The following is a 20,581-nucleotide window of genomic DNA, read 5'->3' as shown; positions in this document are numbered from 1 at the left end:
TTGAATTGGGGCCGTAAAGAGCCCCGCCCGGCGGGCGGGGCGAGGAACGGTCAGTCGAAGAGGGTCAGGGCCTGGCGCGTGGCGTCCCCGAGCCGGCCGTCGTCGGCGGGTCCGCGGCCCAGGACCCGCATGCCCTGGAAGAGGACGAGCAGGAGACGCGCCAGTCCCCGCGGGTCCCTGTCCCGGGGCAGCTCGCCCTGGGCTTGGGCGCGGGTCAGCGCCGAGGTGAGGGACGCCTCCAGAAAGCCCCAGCTCGCCTCCACCAGGCGGGCCGCCTCGGTGTCCCCGGGGGCGAGTTCGACCGCGGTGTTGACCACCATGCAGCCGCGCCGCGGCCGGTCGTGCGCCGCCTCCGCCGCATAGCGCTCGATCAGCGCCCGCACCGCCGGCAGGACGGGACCGGGCTGCGACAGCGCCTCGGCGATCTTCGGGTCGGTGGTCCGGAGATAGCGGTCGAGGGCCTTGATGTACAGCTCGTGCTTGCCGCCGAACGTCGCGTAGATGCTGGCGCGGGCGACGCCGAGATGCGCCACGAGGTCGGCCATGGAGGTCGCCTCGTACCCCCGCTCCCAGAACAGCTCGAGCGCACGCTGCAGGGCGGCGTCCGGGTCGAACTCCTTCGTCCGTGCCATGGACAGGACGTTAGACCGTTCCAGAACGAACGGTCAAATATCGGCGCGCTGGGCCCGTGCCGGGACGGCCGGGCGGTCGAGGTCCAGGGCGTCCAGCACCGAACCGTCCGCGGCGAGGGCCTCGATGACCGGTCCCCGCCGGGCGCCCCACACCACGGCGACATGCCCGTGCGCGGGGACGTCCAGGATCCGCTTGCCGACCCGCACCCGGGTGACCTCCGCCGACGCCCGGAGCCGGGCCTCGTTCACCCACTTGGCGCCCCAGGGCAGCAGCCGGTTGGAGTTGCGGACCGTCCGTCCCGAGCCGTACTTCAGCAGGTGGCGGCCCATCTCTCCGGACGAGCGCCGGGCGAGGGGCTCGTCGGGGGCCGAGCCGCCGGCGCCGCCCAGCTCACGCCACTCGCCGTCGCGGCGATGGAACGTCCAGCCTTCGATGAACGCGGCGGCGGTGTCGTCCCACTGGTGCAGGAACGTGACGACGGCGACGTCGCCGTCCATGTCGAGCCCCAGCGGAAGGAAGTCCCGTCCCGCCTCGAAGGCGGCGGGAGCGGGGACGGGCATGCCGTCCTGGAGGAGCCGCAGGCACTCCTCGTGCACCTCGTGGTCGTTCATGTTCGGGGACCTCTGATCATGCAGGCAGGGCAAGGGGCCCCCGCGAGAGGGCCCCGAGTTCGATTCACTCTAGAGGTCCGGCTCGTCTGGTTTCACCCATCTGAGGCAGTCCCGTCGATGCTTTGCCACGTGTCCGTCACCTGGCCGTTATACGCGTCCGCGGCCAGGTCAGCGCATGGCGGCGCGGGTGTGCGCGACATCACCTTCGGTGACCGGCGGCCGTGGCGGGCCGGGGCCCGGCGGCGTCCCGCGCCGATCGCGAAACGCCCGCGTTCTGTCCTCCGCACCTGATAGGAATCTTCCCCAACAGACCCACGAAGGGGACCTATGGGCGTTTATGAGCATCTTGACGAGTACTTCGGCCTGCCGGTGTTCCGGTTCAACGAGGAGACGGAACCGGACGACGAACTCCCGCCCGCCGCCGGGTCGGCCTGGTACGTCGCGACGTCCTTCGACGAGGAGCCGTTCGGCGACGTGTTCGCGCGGTTCGTCGAGGCGGTGGACACCGCCGAGATCACGGCGCTGATCATCGGCTACTGGGGCGCCTCCTACGACACGGAAGCCGCCGACCCGGTGAAGCTGCTGTCGGAGGCCGCCGCGTCCTTCCCGAAGCTGCGGGCGCTGTTCCTCGGCGACATCACCGGCGAGGAGTCGGAGATCTCCTGGATCGAGCACTCCGACATCTCGCCGCTGTTCGCCGCCTTCCCCGGCCTGGAGCGCTTCGAGATCCGCGGTGCGGGGGGCCTCGTCCTCGCACCGATCAAGAGCGAGACCCTCACGGTGCTGCGGTTCGAGTCGGGCGGGCTGCCGGCGGGCGTCGTCCAGGCCGTGGGCGCGAGCGAGCTGCCGAATCTGAGGCATCTCGACCTGTGGCTCGGGGTGGAGAACTACGGCGGTGACGCGACGGTCGCCGACCTGGGGCCGATCTTGTCCGGAGAGCGGCTGCCCGTACTGCGTCATCTCGGCCTGGAGGACTCCGAGACCCAGGACGAGATCGCGGCGGCGGTGGCGGGCGCGCCGGTCGTGGCGCGGCTGGAGTCGCTGAGCCTGGCCATGGGCACCCTCACCGACCGCGGTGCGGAGGCGCTGCTGTCAGGCCAGCCGCTCACCCACCTGCGCAAGCTCGACCTGCACCACCACTACCTCTCCGACGCGATGATGGAGCGGGTGAGGACGACGCTCTCCGGCGTCGAGGTCGACCTGAACGAACAGGAAGAGCCGGACGGCGACTGGTTCTACGCGTCGGTGACGGAATGACGAGGGGAGTGCGGACGCCGGCCCTCCCGCCCCTGACGGGGCATGGCACGACCGAGTCCGCGACGAGGACCCATGGACATCTATCAGCATCTTGAGGAGTCCGCCGGCCGGCATCTTGAGGGGTACGCCGGGTTGCCGGTGTTCCGGTTCAACGATGGGACGGGGCCGGACGACGAACTCCCGCCCGCCGCCGGGACCGCCTGGTACGTCGGGGCGCCCGACGGCCGGGATTCGTTCGGCGACGTCTTCGCGCGGTTCCTGGAGGCGGTCGACACCACCGAGATCACAGCGTTGATCATCGGCTACTGGGACGACGCCGACCCGGTCGAGGCGCTGACGGAGGCCGCCGCGTCCTTCCCGAAGCTGCGGGCGCTGTTCCTCGGAGACATCGTCTACGAGGAACTGATGATCTCCGTGATCGACCATTCGGATATCTCGCCGCTGTTCACCGCGTTCCCCGGCCTGGAGCGGTTCGAGGTCCGCGGTGCGGCGGATCTGGAGCTGGCCCCGATCAGGAGCGAGCGCCTGAAGGTGCTGCGGTTCGAGTCGGGCGGGCTGCCCGCCCGGATCGTCCAGGCCGTGGCGGCGAGCGAGCTGCCGAACCTGACGCACCTCGACCTGTGGCTCGGGAGCGAATGGTACGGCGGCGACGCGACCGTGGCCGACCTCGCTCCGCTGCTCGGTGGCGAGCGGCTGCCCGCGCTGCGTCATCTCGGCCTGGAGGACTCCGAGACCCAGGACGAGATCGCGGCGGCGGTCGCGGGCGCGCCGGTCGTGGCGCGGCTGGAGTCGCTGAGCCTGGCCATGGGCACCCTCACCGACCGCGGTGCGGAGGCGCTGCTGTCCGGTCAGCCGCTCACCCACCTGCGCAAGCTCGACCTGCACCACCATTTCCTGTCCGACGCGATGGTCGAGCGGGTCAAGGCGGCTCATCCCGGCGTCGAGGTCGACCTGAGCGAACAGGACGAACCCAACCCCGAGTGGCTCTTCGCGGCGGTGACGGAGTGAGGCCGGGAACCCGGGCGGTCCGCCGTGCGTCTCTGGCAGGACATCTCGCCGACGATCTTGTGAAAGGGACCCATGGGCGTCCGACAGCATCTTGAGGAATATGCCGGCCTGCCGGTGTTCAGGTTCAACCACGAGACGGGGCCGGACGACGAGCTCCCGCCCGCGGCCGAGGTCGCCTGGCACGTCGGGACCGAATTCGACGAGGAGCCGTTCAGCGACGTCTTCGCGCGGTTCGTCCGGGCGGTCGACACCACCGGGATCACGGCGCTGATCATCGGCCACTGGGGCGGTGAGTACGACACGCACACCTCCGACCCGGTCGCGCTGCTGGTGGAGGCCGCCGGGTCCCTCCCGAGCGTGCGGTCGCTGTTCGTCGGCGACGTCACCTGGGAGGAGGCGGAGATCTCCTGGATCGAGCACTCCGACATCTCGCCCCTGCTGGCCGCGTTTCCCGACCTGGAGCGCCTGGGGGTACGCGGAGCACAGGGTCTCGCGCTCGATCCGATCAAAAGCGAGACCCTGAAGGTACTGCGGGTCGAGTCGGGCGGGCTGCCCGCGCGGGTCGTCCAGGCCGTGGGGGCGAGCGAGCTGCCGAACCTTGAGCGACTGGATCTGTGGCTCGGTGTGGAGGACTACGGCGGCGATACGACGGTGGCCGACCTCGGGCCGATCCTGTCCGGGGAGCGGCTGCCCGCGCTGCGTCACCTGGGCCTGGAGGACTCCGAGATTCAGGACGAGGTCGCCGCGGCGGTGGCGGGCGCGCCGGTCGTGGCGCGGCTGGAGTCGCTGAGCCTGGCCATGGGCACCCTCACCGACCAGGGTGCGGAGGCGCTGCTGTCCGGTCAGCCGCTCACGCACCTGCGCAATCTGGACCTGCATCACCACTTCCTGTCCGGCGCGATGATGGAGCGTGTGAGAGCGGCACTTCCCGGCGTCGAAATCGACCTGGGCGAGCAGGGAGAGCCGGGAGGCGACGAGTTCCGCCCCGCGGTGACGGAATGACACACGAGGCGGAGCGTTCTGCCGTCCGTCCCGAACGCCGCCACAGGGCCGGGCGCGCGGCATGAACGCAGGGCCGCAATGACGTTCGTCGTGGTGGGGACACCCGGTGACCGGCGTCCCGAGCTGTTCGCGGCGGCGTGCCGGTCGTGCGGGCTGCCCGAGCCGCGTCTGGTGCCCTGGACGGACGTACTGCGCGGCGCCGAGATCGTCCTTGAGCCGGGGGAACTTCTCCGGATCGACTCGCCGGGCGAGGACCGTGAGGCGGACGCGCTGCTGCGCGGCCCCGGCCACCCCGCCCGCGTGGGCGGCGGCGCACGCTGGCACCGGACGTTCACGGCGGCGCTGCGACGTCTGGCGGCCGCGGCCTCGGCCTCCGGGGCGCGGCTCCTCGGCGACACCGAGGAGATCGGGATCATGTTCGACAAGCGGCTCTCGCATGCGCGGATGCTGGCGGCGGGCGTCCCCGTCCCGCCCGCTCTGCCGGATGTCGATGGCTATACGGTGCTTCGTGCGCGGATGGACGAGGCGAGGGAGCGGCGGGTGTTCGTCAAACCGGCGCACGGCTCGTCCGGGGCCGGGGTCGTCGCGCTGCAGACCGCCCCCGGCCGGGTGCGGGCCGTCACGTCGGCGGCGAGGACGCCGGACGGCCTGCTCAACTCGCTGCGCGTCCGCGCGTACGAGACCGAGGACGAGGTCGCGGCGCTCATCGACGCGCTCGCGCCCGGCGGCCTGCACGTGGAGCGGTGGCTGCCGAAGGCCATGGCCGGAGGGCGGGCGTTCGACCTGCGCGTCGTCGTCATCGGCGGTGAACCCACGCACGCGGTCGTCCGGACGAGCCGCCATCCCATGACCAACCTGCATCTGGGCGGTGTCAGGGGAGACCTGGGCACGGTGCAGCGGGCGCTTGGCGAGGACGGCTGGAAACGGGCGCTGGACGTGTGCGCGCGGGCCGCCGCCTGTTTCCCGGGCAGCCTGATGGTCGGCGTCGACCTGCTCATCGGCATGGGGCTGAAGCGGTTCGCGGTCGCCGAGGTGAACGCGTTCGGTGATCTGCTGCCGCGTGTCACCGGCCTGCCCGGCGGCTCCGCCGAAGGCGCCGACACCTATACCGCCCAGGTCAGGGCCGTCCTAGCGGGGAGCGGTGCGTGCGCGACATGAACGCGGTCGTCGGCAGCCACGACCTGCTGCTGGTGACGCTCGACACGCTCCGCTACGACGTGGCCGCTGAACTGGCCGCGGCTGGGGAGACGCCCACCCTCGCCGGGCTGCTTCCAGATGGCCGGTGGGAGCGCCGCCACACGCCGGGGAGCTTCACCTACGCCGCGCACGCCGCGATGCTGGCGGGCTTCCTGCCGACGCCCGCGTCGCCTGGGCCGCATCCACGGCTCTTCGCCGGCGCGTTCCCGGGCAGCGAGACGACCACCCGCGGGACGTGGACGTTCGACGCCCCCGACCTTCCCTCGGGGCTCGCCGCCGACGGGTACCACACGGTCTGCGTGGGCGGTGTCGGGTTCTTCAACAAGCTGACGCCCCTCGGATCCGCGCTCCCGTCGCTGTTCGCCGAGAGTCACTGGGAGCGCGAGTTCGGAGTGACCGACGCGGAGTCGCTGCCCAACCAGATCGACCGCGTCGCCGAGATCGTGGCACGCCTGCCCGCCGACCGGCGCCTGTTCCTGCTGGTGAACGTCGCGTCCTTGCACCAGCCCAACTGGTTCTACCTGGACGGCGCGACGCCCTCGGACGGAGACACGCGCGCCAGCCATGCCGCAGCGCTCCGGCATGTCGACGCACACATCGGCCGGCTGTTCGACCTGATGCGCCGTCCCTGCTTCGTCATCGTCTGCTCCGACCACGGGACGGCGTACGGAGAGGAGGGCCACACCGGGCACCGCATCGGCCACGAAGTCGTGTGGACCGTTCCGTATGGGGAGTTCGTTCTGTCATGACGCCCTACCAGGGGTACGTGTACGCCTATCCGCACAAGACCGCCTACCGGCCGCTGGACCCGCCACCGCTCCTGCGCGACGTATGGGCGGGGGAGGCGATCGACACGCTCTTCCTCTACCTCCACGTGCCGTTCTGTGAGATGCGGTGCGGCTTCTGCAATCTGTTCACCCGCACTGGCGCCCCCGAAGAGTTGACCGGCGCCTACCTGGACGCACTCGACCGGCAGGCCACCGCCGTCCTGGACGCGCTCGGCAGTGATGCCTCGTTCGCCACGTCGGCGTTCGGCGGCGGCACACCGACCTACCTCACCGCGCCTGAACTGGAACGGCTCTGCGCCATCGCGGGACGGTTCCCAGGATTCGGCGCGACTCCCCTGGGCGTGGAGACCTCCCCGGCGACGGCCACCACCGACCGCCTCACCGTCCTCGCCGAACACGGAACGACCCGGATCTCCATCGGCGTGCAGAGTTTCCTGGACGACGAGGCACGCGCGGCCGTCCGCCCCCAGAAACGCGCCGAAGTCGAGGCGGCGCTGGACCGTATCCGTGCGGTGGGCTTCCCGACCCTCAACATCGACCTCATCTACGGCATTGACGGCCAGACACCCGTGACATGGGTGCACTCCCTGAACGCCGCGCTTGCCTGGAACCCCGAGGAGATCTACCTCTACCCCCTCTACGTCCGTCCGCTGACCGGCCTCGGACGCCGTGCGCAAGACTGGGACGACCAGCGCCTCACCCTCTACCGGATCGGCCGGGACCATCTCCTGTCCCAAGGCTATGAGCAGGTGTCGATGCGGATGTTCCGCCTTCCCGGCGACACGGCCAACGGCACCGAGTACTGCTGCCAGACCGACGGCATGGTGGGCCTGGGCTGCGGTGCCCGCTCCTACACGTCCCGCCTCCATTACTCGTTCGAGTACGCGGTCGGGGCGAGCCAGGTGCGATCCATCATCGACGACTATGTGCGCGAGGACGACTTCACGACAGCGCGTGTGGGCCTCGAACTGGACGACGATGAACGCCGCCGACGGCACCTCGTCCAATCGCTCCTGCAGGCGTCCGGCCTCGACCGGACCGACTACCGCGCGCGCTTCGGCACCGATCCGCTGGACGACTTCCCCGCCGACCTCAAGTCGTTCGACGACCGCGGATGGCTGGACACGTCCGGCGGCGCCCTGCGGCTGACTCCGGAAGGGCTCGCCTACTCCGACGCCATCGGCCCCGCCCTGTTCTCACCTCGCGTCCAGGCGCGGATGGCCTCCTACGAGGCGCGGTGATGGAGCACCTAACGATCCTCTACCGGGGGCCGCTCGCCAGTTGCGACTACGACTGCCCGTACTGCCCGTTCGCCAAGCGCCGCGACACACCGGAACAACTCCGCGCCGACCGGGCCGCGCTGGAACGCTTCACGGAATGGGTCTCCCGCCAGGACCATCGTGTCTCCGTCCTGTTCACGCCGTGGGGCGAGGGGCTCGTCCGGTCCTGGTACCGGCGCGCCCTCACCGACCTGAGCCACCTCCCGCACGTCGACCGCGTCGCGATCCAGACCAACCTGAGCCACCGCGTGTCGTGGACGTCCGGCGCCGACCTGTCCCGCCTGGCGCTGTGGGCGACCTACCACCCCGGCCAGGTGCCCTACGAGCGCTTCCTCGGCAAATGCCGCGACCTGGCGGCGCGCGGGGTGCGGTTCAGCGTCGGGATCGTCGGGCAGCCCGAACACCTCGACGCCGCCCGGCGCCTCCGCGCCGACCTGCCCGCCGGGACGTACCTGTGGGTCAACGCCGCCGAGGGACGCGTCTACGACGACGCCGAGGCCGCCTCCTGGACCGGCATCGACCCCCTGTTCCCGGTCAGCCGGCACCCGCATCCCAGCCGCGGCCTCGCGTGCCGCACGGGCGAGACCGTCGTGTCCGTCGACGGTGACGGCACGGTGCGCCGCTGCCATTTCGTCCCGGCGGTGCTGGGCAACCTCTACGACGGCTCGTTCAGGGACGCCCTCGCGCCGCGCCCGTGCCCCCTCGGCACGTGCGACTGCCACATCGGCTATGTCCACCTTGAGCCACTCGGCCTCTACGGCACGTTCGCGGGAGGCGTCCTCGAACGCATTCCGGCCCTGCTCGGCCGTGAGTGATCCGGCGGCGGCGATCGGGGAAGGAAACCGGCGGTGACCCCGACGCGAACCGGAAACGGCATTGAGTCCAGATTCCGTGCACGACCGTCTCAGAGAGCGCATGCTTGCGTTAGCCGGTGAATTTTAGGCGGTTTCGTGGACCATCGACAGCGACCCCACTTCGTCCTCGCGCTCGAACCGGTCGACGCGGCCGTGCGCGCGGCGCGCGACTCCGTGCGCGCGGCCCTGGAGGGGTGGGACCGCCAGGACGTCAACGGCGACCTGGAACTCATCACCAGCGAACTCGTCACCAACGCGATCCGCCACGCGAACACCGTCACGCTCGTCATCTACCTGCCCGACGACAAGACCGCCATGGTCGAGGTGTGGGACGACAACCCGGACGGGCCGACGGTGCCCATCGTGGACTTCCAGGCCGAAGGCGGCCGTGGCCTCATGCTCGTCGGCGCGCTGTCACGGTCCTGGGGGTGGCGCTCCACCTCCGACGGAAAGGTCACCTGGGCGCAGACGGCGGCCCCCTGAAGGCGAGAGGGGGGCGGGCGTCCCTTGGCGACTGGGGAAGTGCGACCAGGGGACACCCGCCGGGCCGGGACGAACCCGGCCGTCCGCAGGCTCAGGTCTGCTTCTCGGGGTGGTAGTCGGCCTCGTCCACACCGAACGTCCAGGCGACGCCCGCGCGCGCTGTGCGGGTGGTCGGCGGGACGCGCAGATAGTAGGTGCGGTGCGTGCCGTCCGGTTCGGGTGTCGAGTTGACCACCTCCACCATGACGAACGGTTCGTCGCCGGGCAGGTCGATCGACCACAGGACACCGGTCTCGTCCTGATGCAGGGGACGCGCGCCGGTCTCGGCCAGATAGCGGTCGTAACCGAAGATCTCCAGCATCACCCGGCGCAGCTCGGCGTTGTCTTCCGAGGTGATGCGGGCGGGCGTCAGGTCGGTCAGCGATTCGATGAAATCGGGCGGGATCGGCATGCCGCGCCAGGCGTGCAGTGCGAACCCGTCCGGGTAGGCGAGGGCCGGGCCGTCGCCCCGGTGCAGCCGCCCCGGCTCGTCACGATGCAGGTCGCAGGGGCGTTCCGTCAGGATCACCAGCCGCTCGTACGGCCACCACCAGCCGGCGGAACGGGCGACCTCCGCGAGGCCGGCGAGCGGGCCGTCGAGCCGCCCGAGCGTCTCGAACAGCGCCAGCCACGGCGCGTCATGCTGGCCGAGGACCGCGTCGAGCGTCGCGCCCCGCAGCACGGACGAGGCCGCCTCCGCCCGCGGTGACGCCTCGGGCCCGTCCAGTGCCAGGTCACCGATGGCGCCGCGCACGCGCGCGACGAGTGCCTGCACCTGGTTCCACAGCAGGCCGCCCGTTTCGGCCCACACCCGCGGCCACTGCTCCGGCCCCTGTTCGGAGCAGGCCGCGGTGCGTTCCGCCTCCCATGGACGCGTCCGCACCTCTTTCAGGACGCTCGCGCCCGCGTCGCCGCGCCTGTTCAGGACGGCCGCCGTGACGGCTCCGCGCGCGGGGGAGGGCATCCACAGGTACCGCTCGGGGGCGTCCAGCCCGGCGGCCGCGTAGGCGGCGGCGACGCCCGCCTCCGCCCGGTCGCGGTCGGCGGGCCCGGTGCCGAACGCCACCGACTGCCAGTCGGCGACCACGAAGTGCGATTCGCGCATTGTCCCGGTGAGCATCGCGACCTCCCTCAGTCGGCCACGACGCGGACGGCGCCGGGCACGTACTCGCGCTGGCGGACCACCCGGTACCAGCCCTTGGGCAGTGAGATCGCCGCGTGCTCCTCATGGACCAGCCGCCCGCCGGCCGGCAGGTGAAGGTGATCGGGAGTGAGCGGATCGGGGACGCGCAGCAGTGACCCGGGCGCGGCCAGCGCGTGCGCGTGCCCCGTGGCCTCGCCGAGGGCGAGGACCATGCGCCCCCGGCCGTCCCGCGGGGCGGGCGGCAGGTTCCGCACGGACTGCGGAACCGCCTCCTCCGGCACGGGCAGGATCAGGATGTCTCCCTGTCGGTACATACGGCGAACGTAACGTCCGCCACCGACAAAACGAGCACCGACAAAACGAGCACCGAGCACCGGCCCACGGCGATGGTGCGCGCTAGAAGCCGCGGGTGCGGCGGGCCGCGGGGCGGGCCCAGCGTCCGGACGCGCTCAACCCGACATGCTGGAACGCCCGGATGAATTCACCGCCGAGGTTGACGCCGGCGCCCAGGGCGAGGGCCACCGACACGGCGCCGATGAGGCTGAGCACCCCTGTCTCCGGTGACCCGGTGTTGAGTTCCACCATGCCCCGGTAGAGCGCCGTGCCCGGCAGAAGGGGGCCGATGGCCGGGACCACGTAGGGCATGACGGGATTACCGTGCCGGCGGGCGAGCCAGTTGGCCGCCACACCGACGACGGTGGCCGATACGGCCGCCGCCAGGACGGGCGGAAAACCCCATCCCCGCGTCAGGACGTAGAGCACCCAGATCAGCGCGCCGCCCAGGGCCGCGGCGAGCAGTACGTCCCGCGGAACGGCGAGGGACACCGCGAACGTGAGCGAGATCGCGGCGGCGGCGACGACCGCGACCGGCTCCAGCGTCGCCGGGGCGGTGGGCAGGTGGCTGACGTCGATCGGCGCGCCCAGGCTGACCGCGACGTAGACGACCGCGCCGAGCCCCGCGACGAGCGCCGCGACGATGAAGAAGACCTCCAGGACCCGGGCCCCGGCGCTGACCAGGTCGCCGGTGATGCCGTCCTGGATGCTGGCGACCAGGGGGCGTCCCGGCAGCAGGGCCAGGATCGCGCCCGTGACGATCGCGGCGGCCTGGCCGGGCTCGCCCACCGTCACCACGAGTATCGCGGCGGCCCCGGCGCCGATCGCGGCGGCGACCGCCAGCTGGAAGAACTCCGCGATTCCGCGGCGCGCCAGGACGGCGCCGGTCCGCTCGCCGAGGAGGGTGGCGGCGAACGCGGTGGTCGCCACGAGCGGTCCACCGCCGGCCAGCACACTGCCGGAGGCGCTGATGAGCCCCAGTGACGCGACCAGGAGCCAGGCGGGGTACGGGGCGCGGCCCCGCTTTATCTCCGCGAGCCTCATGTGGGCCTCGTCCAGCTCCAGCATGCCGATGGACGCGTCCTGGACGAGCTGGTGCAGCGCGGTGAGCCGCCAGTAGGCGGGGGTACGGCGCCGGATGGCCCGCGTCCCCGTCATGGGCGGTGCGCCCTTCCCCGGATGGGCCGACACCAGAATGCTGGTAAGCGTGACCTGGACCTCGCAGCGGGGGAGCTCGTAGGCGACGGCCAGCCCGAGCATCGCCTCGTTCACCCGCTCGGTCGTCTCGCCGCTGGCCAGCAGAAGCTCACCGACGCGCAGGACGAGGTCGATCGCCCGCGGGTCGACGGCCTCGCTGGGCTCCTCCTCGGGCGGTTCCGGCGGAACCCCGTCCATCAGGACCTGCCACGTCCGCCTCAGGCGGTGCGCCGCGTTCGACTCCCGCAGCCGTTCGGCCGCAACCGGCCCCAGCACGCGCTCCGCCGCGCCCATCCCCCGCTCGTGCCCCCTCGCAGTCGAACCGATCTTGGTAGGCAGGCTACCCGCGCCCCCCATGTCCCCAACCGCCGCGGCCCGCCATCCACAGAACACGATTCTGGTGCGTTGCCTTCCGAACCGCTGGTACCAAGGACGCATGAGCACTTCAGACGGACTGCGGGACGAGGCCGAGCGCTGCCTGCGCTCCCTCGCGGGCGACCACGCACGGCTCCGCGACGACCAGTGGACGGCGATCCGCGCCCTCGTCGTCGAGCGGCGCCGCGCCCTGGTCGTCCAGCGCACGGGCTGGGGCAAGTCCGCCGTCTACTTCGTGGCCACCCGGCTGCTCCGCGAGCGCGGCGCGGGCCCCACCGTGATCGTCTCGCCGCTGCTGGCGCTGATGCGCAACCAGATCGAGGCCGCCGGCCGCGCGGGCATCAACGCCCGCACGATCAACTCGTCCAACACCGGCGACTGGGAGCGGATCTTCGACGAGGTCGAGGAGGGCGCGGTCGACGTCCTCCTGGTCAGCCCGGAGCGGCTCAACAACCCCGACTTCCGCGACCTCGTCCTGCCCAAGCTCGCCGCCGGGGCCGGGCTCGTCGTCGTCGACGAGGCGCACTGCATCTCCGACTGGGGCCACGACTTCCGCCCCGACTACCGGCGGCTGCGCACCCTGCTCGCCGAACTGCCGCCCGGCATCCCGGTGCTCGCCACCACCGCGACCGCCAACGCCCGCGTCACCCAGGACGTCGCCGAGCAGCTCGCCGGCGACGATGCCCTCGTCCTGCGCGGCGCCCTCGAACGCGAGTCGCTGCACCTGGCCGTCGTCGCGCTCCCCACCGCCGAGCAGCGCATCGCCTGGCTGGCCGAGCACCTCACCGACCTCCCCGGCTCGGGGATCATCTACACGCTCACCGTCGCCGCCGCCCATGAGATCACCGGCCACCTGCGCGACCGCGGCCACGAGGTCGCCGCCTATTCGGGCCAGACCGAGCAGGCCGAGCGCCTCCAGGCCGAGCAGGACCTGCAGGACAACAAGCTCAAGGCCCTCGTCGCCACCAGCGCCCTCGGCATGGGCTTCGACAAACCCGACCTCGGTTTCATCGTCCACGTGGGGGCGCCGCAGTCCCCGGTGGCCTACTACCAGCAGATCGGCCGCGCGGGCCGCGGAGTCGACCGCGCCGAGGTGATCCTCCTGCCCGGCCGGGAGGACCGCGACATCTGGGCCTACTTCGCCGGCCTCGCGTTCCCACCGGAGCCCGTCGTCCGCGACACCCTCGACGTCCTGGAGACCGCCGGCCGCCCCCTGTCCACCGGCGCCCTGGAACCACTGGTCGACCTCAACCGAGCCCGCCTCGAAATGATGCTCAAGGTCCTCGACGTGGACGGCGCCGCCCGCCGCGTCAAGGGAGGCTGGACGGCCACCGGCCTGCCCTGGGCCTACGACCGCGAACGCTACGAACGCGTCACCGCGGAACGCCGCCGCGAACAACAGGCGATGCTCGACTACATCGCGACCCCGGCCTGCCGGGAGGAGTATCTGCGCCGCCAGCTGGACGACCCCGCCGCCGCCCCCTGCGGCCGCTGCGACAACTGCACGGGCCGTCACTGGCCGGCCGACGTCGGCCAGGAGAGCACGACCCGGGCCCGCGAGCGCCTCCACCGCCCAGGCGTCGACATAGCGCCCCGCCGCATGTGGCCCACCGGCGTCAAGGACGACCTGGGCGTCTCCGGCCGCATCAAGCCCGGCCTCCAGGCCGAGACGGGCCGCGCCCTGGGCCGTCTCACCGACATCGGCTGGGGCAACCGCCTGCGCGAGCTGTTCTCCGCCGACGACTCCGACGTTCCCGCCGACCTGGTCGACGCCGTCGTCAAGGTCCTCGCCGCCTGGGACTGGCCCGCCCGCCCCACCGGCGTCGTCACGATCGGCTCCCGCTCCCGCCCGCGCCTGGTCGGCACCTTCGGCCACCGCATAGCCGAGATCGGCCGCCTGTCCTACCTGGGCGAACTCGCCCCCGTCGGCGAGCCGGTCCCGCGCCGCCACAACAGCGCCCAGCGACTCCGCTCCGTCTGGCACACCCTGGCCGTCCCCGCAGGCCTGGCGGAGGCCCTCCCCGAGAACCCGGGCCCCATCCTCCTGGTCGACGACCGGGTCGAGACCGGCTGGACGATGACCGTGGCCACCCGCCTGCTGAAGGAGTCCGGCGCCGGCCGCATCCTCCCCCTGACCCTCGCCACCCCCAACTAGGTCGACCGGTGACGACCGTCCGGCGCCCGCGCGCCCCCGTGGGCGCGGGCGGGACGATCGGGCCGGCCCGTGCGCGCGGCCCCGCGCACGGGCCGGCGTCCGGCCCCGGCGCCGCGGCGGAGAAGTGCCGCGGCGAACGGGAGTCGGGTCGCCGGGCGGCGGCCCCGGCGGCCGGCACCGCCGGGGCACGCCCGGGAGCGCCGCCGTCCTTGCTGGACGGAGTGACGGCGGCGGGGGAGTGGCTCGCACGAGGAAGTGTTCTAGAGGTTAGAAAACTCTGTCCAGTTGTTTGGAAGTACATCTTGAGATAAGTTCAGCGGGAAATGTCATCATTTACCGCTCAACTAACCAATCGGCCATTTGATGGACAGGTAGTAATGTCGCTCCCCGTGTCGCCGACCTTTGACGCGCTCCTGGAATGCCCGTCCGGGCTGTTGGACATGACGTTCGACCAACTGCGGACGCTTCTGGTGGTGCACGAGACGGGGTCCGCGCTGCGGGCCGCCCGCGTCCTGGGTCGTGAGCAGTCCAGCGTCCAGAAGCAGCTCGACACACTGAACCGCAACAGCCAGACACTCTGCGGCGAGGTCCTGACGGTCCGCCAGGGCCGCGGCAAGGACTTCCTGTTCACCCCGACCGGCGAGACCACGGTCGAACTGGCGTGCGAGACGTTCGGGAAATGGCTGGAGTCCATTCATTGGAGCCGGCGCCGCCTCGGCAGGATGCTCACCGTCGGCACCACCGAGTTCACCCTTCCGATCGTCTCCCGGGCCTGGAACCGCGTATCGGAGGAGTTCCGGCAGCGCGAGGTGGAGTTCAAGGTCGCCCACGTCCGCACCAAGGACCTGTGGTCGCGCCTGGAGACCCGCCAGGTGGACCTCATCTGCGGCAGCATCGTCAGCACCCCGGAGGGCGACCTGCGTTTCAAGGAGTACGAGGTCATCGAGTACGCCCGGGGCCAGGCCCTGCTGCTCACCAACCTGCCGGTGTCCGAGCTGCCGGACACGCCGGTGGAGACGAGCCGCCTCGCCGGCATCCCGCTGGTGGTCCCGCCCGCCGGCCTCGTCGCCGATCTGCTCGCCACCTGGTACGGGGCGAACTTCCGCGACCGCCTCACCGTGGTCGCCGACATCGACGACGTGCACTACGGCCTCTCCCTGCTGCGCTCCGGCTTCGTCCGCGGCTGCATGATCGTCACCGGTTCGATCGGGCGCGGCATGGCGGCCCAGGACGAACCGGACACCGTCCCGCTTCGCGCCATCGGCCTCCACGACGACCTGGAGCCGAAGGCGGAGCTCATGACCGGCGCCTTCGTCCGCCGCGCGGACTTGGAACGCTACGACGCCGGCCACCCCCTCAACCGCCTGTGGGCGGCCGTGCGGGAGGACGTCCGGACCTATACCCCGGTCGCCTGACCCTGGCCGGGCAGCAACGCGGTTCGCCGTGGCGGTCGCCGATGAAGCGGGAAGCCGCGGAAATGCCGTCCCGGACGGGCCGACGCAGGACGAGTCGGCGCAGGACGGGGCCCCGGCCTCTTCAGGCCGGGGAGCGGGTCAATTGATCTGGTTGTCGACGACATCGAGGGTCGGACGGGCGCCCAGGTTCTTCATGGCCTGCGCGCCGAGGCGGCAGCCGGCGGTGAGGGCGTCGGCGGGCTGCTTCCCGTCCAGCCACGGGGGCAGGAAGCCCGCGACGAACGCGTCGCCGGCGCCGGTGCCGTCGGCGATCTTCTCGACGGGTTCGGCGGCCACGGTGATGGGTTCGGGGCGGCCGTTGGTGTACCAGAGGGCGCCGTCGGCGCCGGTCTTGATGACGACCTGCGGGTACCAGGCGGTGAGGACCTTGGCGGCCTGCTCGGGCGTGTCGCGGCCGGTGAGGATCTCGGCCTCTTTGGCGTTGACGACGAGGAGGCGGGCGCCCTGCGTCCATTCGAGGAAGGGCTCGGCGCCCATCCGCTTGAGGGGGGAGGACGAGCCGCCGTCCACCGAGACCGACATCTGCGCCTTGCGGGCGAGCTCCAGAGCGTGGATGGCGGCCTTCCGGGAGCCCTCGTTGATCAGGGCGTAGCCGGACAGGTGCAGGTGGGTGCCCTGGGAGAACAGGTCCCTGCAGCGCTCGATGTCCTCGGGGAGGAGCGCCGCGTTGGCGCCCGGGTCGGACAGCATCGTCCGGTCGCCTTTGTGGGTGACCATCACCACACAGGTGCCGGTGGGACGGTCGCCGTCCATCACGAGGCGGGCGTCGACGCCGTACCCCATGAGTTCCATGTCTCGGTTCCGGCCCGCGATATCGGAGCCGCGGCGGCCGACGAAGGCGACGTCGATCCCCTCCACGGCGAGCCAGGCGGCCACGTTGGCGCCGGAGCCGCCTCCGTGGATCGACACGGCGGCCGGCGTGTCGCTCCCCTTGGCCAAGGGGTAGGCGGCACGCGCCACGGTGTCTGTCATTAGATCGCCGACCACGACCACGCGCGTCATGGAGTCATCACCTCGATCAACACGGCCCGCGCGAGCGGCAATTCAGGGCGTGTGGACGACCGTAACAGCTCTTGAGCCCCGAATAGGTCTCGAACGCGCAGCGAAAGTGGGGAAGCAGAATTTTTCCTGGCGCGGGCGCCCGCGGGTCCGTGCCTTACCCTCGGGTACGTGACCGAGCGTTACCCGGATCAGTGGGAGGCCGACGTCGTCCTCAGCGACGGCGGGACGGCCCATCTGCGTCCTATACGGCCCGGTGACGGCGGGTTGCTGCGCGAGTTCCATGCGCGGCTGTCCCCGGAGTCGATCTACTACCGGTTCTTCTCGCCGCGCCCGCACCTGTCGGACCGTGATGTCGCGCACTTCACGACCGTCGATCACGACCGGCGGGTCGCGCTGATCGCCACGATCGGGGAGGTGATGGTGGCGGTCGTCCGCTACGACCTGCTGAGCGACCGGCAGGAGACGGCGGAGGTCGCGTTCCTCGTGGAGGACGCGCATCAGGGGCGCGGTCTCGGGCCGGTGCTGCTGGAGCACATCGCGGCGGCGGCGCGGGAGCGGGGCGTGCGCCGGTTCGTGGCGAGCGTCCTGCCCGACAACCGGCGGATGACCCGGGTGTTCCGCGAGGCGGGGTACCGGGCGGAGCAGCGGTTCGAGGAGGGCGTGATCGAGCTCGTCCTGGACCTGGAGCCGACCGACACGTCGATGGAGGTCATGACGGCCCGCGAGCACCGGGCGGAGTCGCGGTCGATCCAGCGGCTGCTGTTCCCGCGTTCGGTGGCGGTGATCGGGGCGAGCCGGGCCGAGCACAGCGTCGGGCAGACCGTGCTGCGCAACCTGCTGGCCGGGGACTTCAGCGGGCCGGTCTACCCGGTGCATCCGACGGCGGTGGCCGTGGCGGGGGTGCGGGCGTACGCGTCCGTCCTGGAGATTCCCGACGATGTCGATCTCGCGGTCGTCGCGGTGCGGGCGGACGCCGTCCACGAGGTCGTGGAGCAGTGCGCGAGCAAGGGCGTCCGGGGTCTGATCGTCGTGTCGTCGGGTTTCGGTGAGATCGGCGATGAAGGACGTGCCCGGCAGGAGGAACTGGTGCGGCTCGCGCGCGCCTACGGGATGCGCGTCGTCGGGCCCAACTGCCTCGGCATAGCCAACACGGACACGGACGTCCGGCTGAACGCGACGCTGGCGCCGACGATGCCGGGACGGGGGCCGGTGGGCTTCTTCTCCCAGTCCGGTGCGCTCGGCATCGCGATCCTGCAGCGGACGGCCGAGCGCGGCCTCGGCCTGTCCACGTTCGTCTCCGCCGGGAACCGGGCGGACGTGTCGGGCAACGACCTCCTGCAGTACTGGGAGGAGGACCCGGCGACCAAGGCCGTCCTGCTGTACCTGGAGTCACTGGGCAACCCCCGCAAGTTCGCGCGGCTCGCGCGCAGGCTCGGCCGCCGCAAGCCGATCGTGGCCGTCAAGAGCGGCCGCAGCACGCAGGGCGTCCCGATCGGGCATGCGGCACGCGCGCTGACCCTGCCCGACCACGCGGTCAGTGCGCTGTTCGAGCAGGCCGGCGTGATCCGGGTGGAGGACCTGTCGGAGCTGTTCGACGTGGCGCAGGTACTGGCCTACCAGCCGCTCCCGGCCGGCGACCGCGTCGCGATCATCGACAACTCCAACTCGCTGGGGCTGCTGGCGCAGGACGAGGCGGTGGCGCTCGGCCTGGACGTCAGGCCCCGCATCGACCTCGGGCCGCGCGCGGACGCCGACGACTACGAGGCGGCGCTCGCCTCGGCGCTGGCGGACGACACCGTCGACGCGGTGGTGGCGCTGTTCACGCCCCCGACGATCGGGGGCTACGACGTGCGCGTCCCCGAGAAGATCCTCCGGCTGGCCGCCGGGAGCGCGAAGCCGATCGTGGCGACCTATCTGGGCACCGAGGGCATGCCCGCCGACCTGCGCGTCACCGGGCCGGACGGGATGGCCGCGGAGGGCTCGGTGCCGTCCTACACCTCACCGGAGGACGCCGTCAGGGCGCTGGCGTACGTCATCCGGTACGCGCAGTGGCGGCAGCGCCCCGCCGGGCACACCGCGGAGCTGGACGGTGTGGACCGCGACCGCGCGCGGGAACTGGTCGCGGAGTGGCTCAACGCCGGCGACGACGCCGGCGACGACGGCGAGGAGGGCGCAGGCGGCCCCGGTGGCTCCGGCGGCCCGGTGGAGGCCACGCCGAAACAGGCGGCTGAGCTGCTGTCCTGCTACGGCATCGAGATCGCCGGGGGCGGGGACGCCGACGGGGTGCCGACCTGCATCGTGATCAGGGAGGACCATTCGTTCGGCGCGCTGGTGTCGTTCGGCATCGCCGACGAGACCGCCGCCCTGCTGGACGACCGCGCCTACCGGCTGTCGCCCCTCGCGGACGTGGAAGCGGCGGAGATGATCCGCGCCATCCGGACGGCTCCGCTGCTGCTCGGCCACCGCGGCGCGGAGCGGGTGAACCTGAAGGCCCTGGAGGGACTGCTGCTGCGCGCGTCCCGCCTCGGCTACGACCTTCCCGAGGTGGCGCGCCTGGAACTCGACCCGGTCGTCGCGGACGCCTCCGGTGTCACGGTGCGCCGGGTGGCACTGACCTTGGAGCGTCCGCTGGGGCCGCGTCCCGAACTGGGGCCGCGCCGGCTGTCCTGACGTCCGTCAGGTAGGCGGGCCCGGCGGGTTCGGCGGGCCGGGCCCCGGCGTCGGCGGGATGGGATCGGGCTCCGGGCCCGGCGGGACCGGGTCGGGGTCGGGTGCGGGAGGGCTCGGCTCGGGCGCGGGGCCCGGCGGTGTGGGCTCCGGCGGCGGGCCCGGCGGGACGGGTTCGGGCGACGGCCCCGGCGGGACGGGCCCCGGCGGCTGCGGCGCGGGTTTCGGGGACGGTCCGGGCGGCGGCTCGGTGGGCGGCACCAGCGGTTCGGGGGCGGGCGCCGGATCCGGGGTGGGCGGCGGGACCGGCTGCGGAGTCGGAAGCGGCTTCTCGTCCATGCTCGTCCCGTACCCGCATGCCGGTCCCGTACCCCGCGGCCGGTTCCGTGCCCGGCGGCCGGTTCCGTGGCCGCGGCCGGCTGAATGACCGTGCGCCGGGACCGTCATGTGCACGTCCGGCCCTGAACAGGGCAGGATGGGGCCATGAGGGAAACCCGAGCGACGGTGAGCGGTCTGCGCACGGCGATCGACCGCAGCGGTTACTACCCGGCCCTGGTCGCGGACGCGGTCGAGTCGGCCGTTGGAAACGAGCCCGTCGTCGCCTATGTGGTCCACCATGAGGCGACGTTCGACCCGGCGATGGAGGTGCGGCGCCATGTGACCGTGCTCGTCCTGTCGGCGAGCCGGCTGCTGGTGTGCCACACCGACGAGCACCCGCCGGGTGAGGGCATGGCCCGTCCGCACGCGTCCACGACCACCGAGGCAGTCAAGCTGGAACGCGTCCAGTCGGTCGCGGTGACACGCGTCGTCCCGGACCCGGCGTCGTACGTGCCGGGCGTGCCGCCGACGGAGGTCGTGCTCACCATCGGCTGGGGCGCCATCGCCCACATCGATCTCGAACCCGCGACGTGCGGCGACGAGAACTGCGAGGCCGACCACGGCTACACGGGCAGCGTCACGTCCGACGACCTCTCGCTGCGGGTCAGCGAGGCCGCCGACGGCGCCGACGCCGTCGGCCATGTGCTGGCGTTCGCCGAGGAGCTGTCGGCGGCGGTGTCCGAGACGCCGGCCCGGTGACCGG

The 20,581-nt window shown here is 72.0% G+C and carries 19 protein-coding genes; 12 read left to right on the top strand and 7 right to left on the bottom strand.

The features are described 5' to 3' along the window. Window positions 1–50: 50 nt before the first annotated feature. Together ACGFIS_RS18775 and ACGFIS_RS18770 are read right to left on the bottom strand one after the other, a co-directional pair. Window positions 51–632 (bottom strand): TetR/AcrR family transcriptional regulator, encoded by a 582-nt coding sequence (locus tag ACGFIS_RS18775; protein ID WP_392899354.1) that lies wholly within the window; start codon window positions 630–632, stop codon window positions 51–53. A 33-nt stretch (window positions 633–665) separates the two neighbouring features. After that, complete coding sequence (locus ACGFIS_RS18770) at window positions 666–1,244, bottom strand: hypothetical protein (protein WP_392899351.1); 579 nt, start codon at window positions 1,242–1,244, stop codon at window positions 666–668. A gap of 327 nt (window positions 1,245–1,571) precedes the next feature. Here ACGFIS_RS18770 and ACGFIS_RS18765 point away from each other — a divergent pair, with 327 nt between their 5' ends. The 8 genes from ACGFIS_RS18765 (at window position 1,572) to ACGFIS_RS18730 (ending at window position 9,113) form a co-directional block, all read left to right on the top strand. Continuing rightward, entirely contained in the window at window positions 1,572–2,501 is a 930-nt protein-coding gene (locus tag ACGFIS_RS18765) for an STM4015 family protein (protein ID WP_392899348.1), read from the top strand. Window positions 2,502–2,573: 72 nt separating this feature from the next. After that, window positions 2,574–3,509, top strand: coding sequence for an STM4015 family protein (locus ACGFIS_RS18760; RefSeq protein WP_392899345.1), 936 nt, complete (start codon window positions 2,574–2,576; stop codon window positions 3,507–3,509). Between the two features lie 72 nt (window positions 3,510–3,581). Next, a complete protein-coding gene (locus ACGFIS_RS18755) occupies window positions 3,582–4,511 on the top strand; it encodes an STM4015 family protein (RefSeq protein WP_392899343.1) in 930 nt (309 codons plus the stop codon). Window positions 4,512–4,589: 78 nt separating this feature from the next. Continuing rightward, on the top strand, window positions 4,590–5,669 hold the full coding sequence (locus tag ACGFIS_RS18750) for an STM4014 family protein (RefSeq protein ID WP_392899341.1): 1,080 nt from the start codon (window positions 4,590–4,592) through the stop codon (window positions 5,667–5,669). Continuing rightward, a complete protein-coding gene (locus tag ACGFIS_RS18745) occupies window positions 5,666–6,457 on the top strand; it encodes an STM4013/SEN3800 family hydrolase (RefSeq protein WP_392899605.1) in 792 nt (263 codons plus the stop codon). The genes ACGFIS_RS18750 and ACGFIS_RS18745 overlap by 4 nt, the downstream gene beginning before the upstream one ends. After that, a complete protein-coding gene (locus tag ACGFIS_RS18740) occupies window positions 6,454–7,737 on the top strand; it encodes an STM4012 family radical SAM protein (RefSeq protein WP_392899339.1) in 1,284 nt (427 codons plus the stop codon). Before ACGFIS_RS18745 ends, ACGFIS_RS18740 begins: the two co-directional genes overlap by 4 nt. After that, a complete protein-coding gene (locus tag ACGFIS_RS18735) occupies window positions 7,737–8,591 on the top strand; it encodes an STM4011 family radical SAM protein (RefSeq protein WP_392899337.1) in 855 nt (284 codons plus the stop codon). Before ACGFIS_RS18740 ends, ACGFIS_RS18735 begins: the two co-directional genes overlap by 1 nt. Before the next feature lie 135 nt (window positions 8,592–8,726). Beyond that, window positions 8,727–9,113: an ATP-binding protein gene (locus tag ACGFIS_RS18730; protein WP_392899334.1), complete on the top strand. Its 387-nt coding sequence runs from the start codon at window positions 8,727–8,729 to the stop codon at window positions 9,111–9,113. A 91-nt stretch (window positions 9,114–9,204) separates the two neighbouring features. Here ACGFIS_RS18730 and ACGFIS_RS18725 read toward each other — a convergent pair whose 3' ends face one another. From ACGFIS_RS18725 to ACGFIS_RS18715, 3 genes are all read right to left on the bottom strand, one after another. Continuing rightward, a complete protein-coding gene (locus ACGFIS_RS18725; protein ID WP_392899332.1) occupies window positions 9,205–10,272 on the bottom strand; it encodes a DUF6745 domain-containing protein in 1,068 nt (355 codons plus the stop codon). An 11-nt stretch (window positions 10,273–10,283) separates the two neighbouring features. Beyond that, entirely contained in the window at window positions 10,284–10,610 is a 327-nt protein-coding gene (locus tag ACGFIS_RS18720) for a hypothetical protein (protein ID WP_392899329.1), read from the bottom strand. Window positions 10,611–10,692: 82 nt separating this feature from the next. Beyond that, a complete protein-coding gene (locus tag ACGFIS_RS18715; protein WP_392899602.1) occupies window positions 10,693–12,024 on the bottom strand; it encodes a threonine/serine exporter ThrE family protein in 1,332 nt (443 codons plus the stop codon). A 238-nt stretch (window positions 12,025–12,262) separates the two neighbouring features. On the opposite strand from ACGFIS_RS18715, the gene ACGFIS_RS18710 reads away from it, so the two are divergent. After that, window positions 12,263–14,356, top strand: coding sequence for a RecQ family ATP-dependent DNA helicase (locus tag ACGFIS_RS18710; RefSeq protein WP_392899327.1), 2,094 nt, complete (start codon window positions 12,263–12,265; stop codon window positions 14,354–14,356). 389 nt (window positions 14,357–14,745) lie between these two features. Continuing rightward, on the top strand, window positions 14,746–15,771 hold the full coding sequence (locus ACGFIS_RS18705) for a LysR family transcriptional regulator (RefSeq protein WP_392899324.1): 1,026 nt from the start codon (window positions 14,746–14,748) through the stop codon (window positions 15,769–15,771). Window positions 15,772–15,909: 138 nt separating this feature from the next. Here the strand turns inward: ACGFIS_RS18705 and ACGFIS_RS18700 are convergent, their stop codons facing one another. Continuing rightward, window positions 15,910–16,833, bottom strand: a complete 924-nt coding sequence (locus tag ACGFIS_RS18700) for a carbohydrate kinase family protein (protein ID WP_392899321.1) — start codon at window positions 16,831–16,833, stop codon at window positions 15,910–15,912. A 168-nt stretch (window positions 16,834–17,001) separates the two neighbouring features. Here ACGFIS_RS18700 and ACGFIS_RS18695 point away from each other — a divergent pair, with 168 nt between their 5' ends. Then, entirely contained in the window at window positions 17,002–19,503 is a 2,502-nt protein-coding gene (locus ACGFIS_RS18695; protein ID WP_392899319.1) for a GNAT family N-acetyltransferase, read from the top strand. 6 nt (window positions 19,504–19,509) lie between these two features. Here the strand turns inward: ACGFIS_RS18695 and ACGFIS_RS18690 are convergent, their stop codons facing one another. Next, the gene (locus ACGFIS_RS18690; RefSeq protein ID WP_392899317.1) at window positions 19,510–19,839 is read right to left on the bottom strand and encodes a hypothetical protein; all 330 of its coding nucleotides are present in this window, start codon (window positions 19,837–19,839) and stop codon (window positions 19,510–19,512) included. A gap of 144 nt (window positions 19,840–19,983) precedes the next feature. On the opposite strand from ACGFIS_RS18690, the gene ACGFIS_RS18685 reads away from it, so the two are divergent. Further along, a complete protein-coding gene (locus ACGFIS_RS18685; RefSeq protein ID WP_392899314.1) occupies window positions 19,984–20,577 on the top strand; it encodes a DUF5998 family protein in 594 nt (197 codons plus the stop codon). The last annotated feature ends 4 nt before the right edge of the window (window positions 20,578–20,581 follow it).

The sequence above is a fragment of the Spirillospora sp. NPDC048824 genome, from assembly GCF_043198455.1.
Lineage (GTDB): Bacteria > Actinomycetota > Actinomycetes > Streptosporangiales > Streptosporangiaceae > Spirillospora.
The sequence above is the reverse complement of the archived record's forward strand: the minus strand, read 5'-3'. Positions and strand labels throughout refer to the sequence as shown.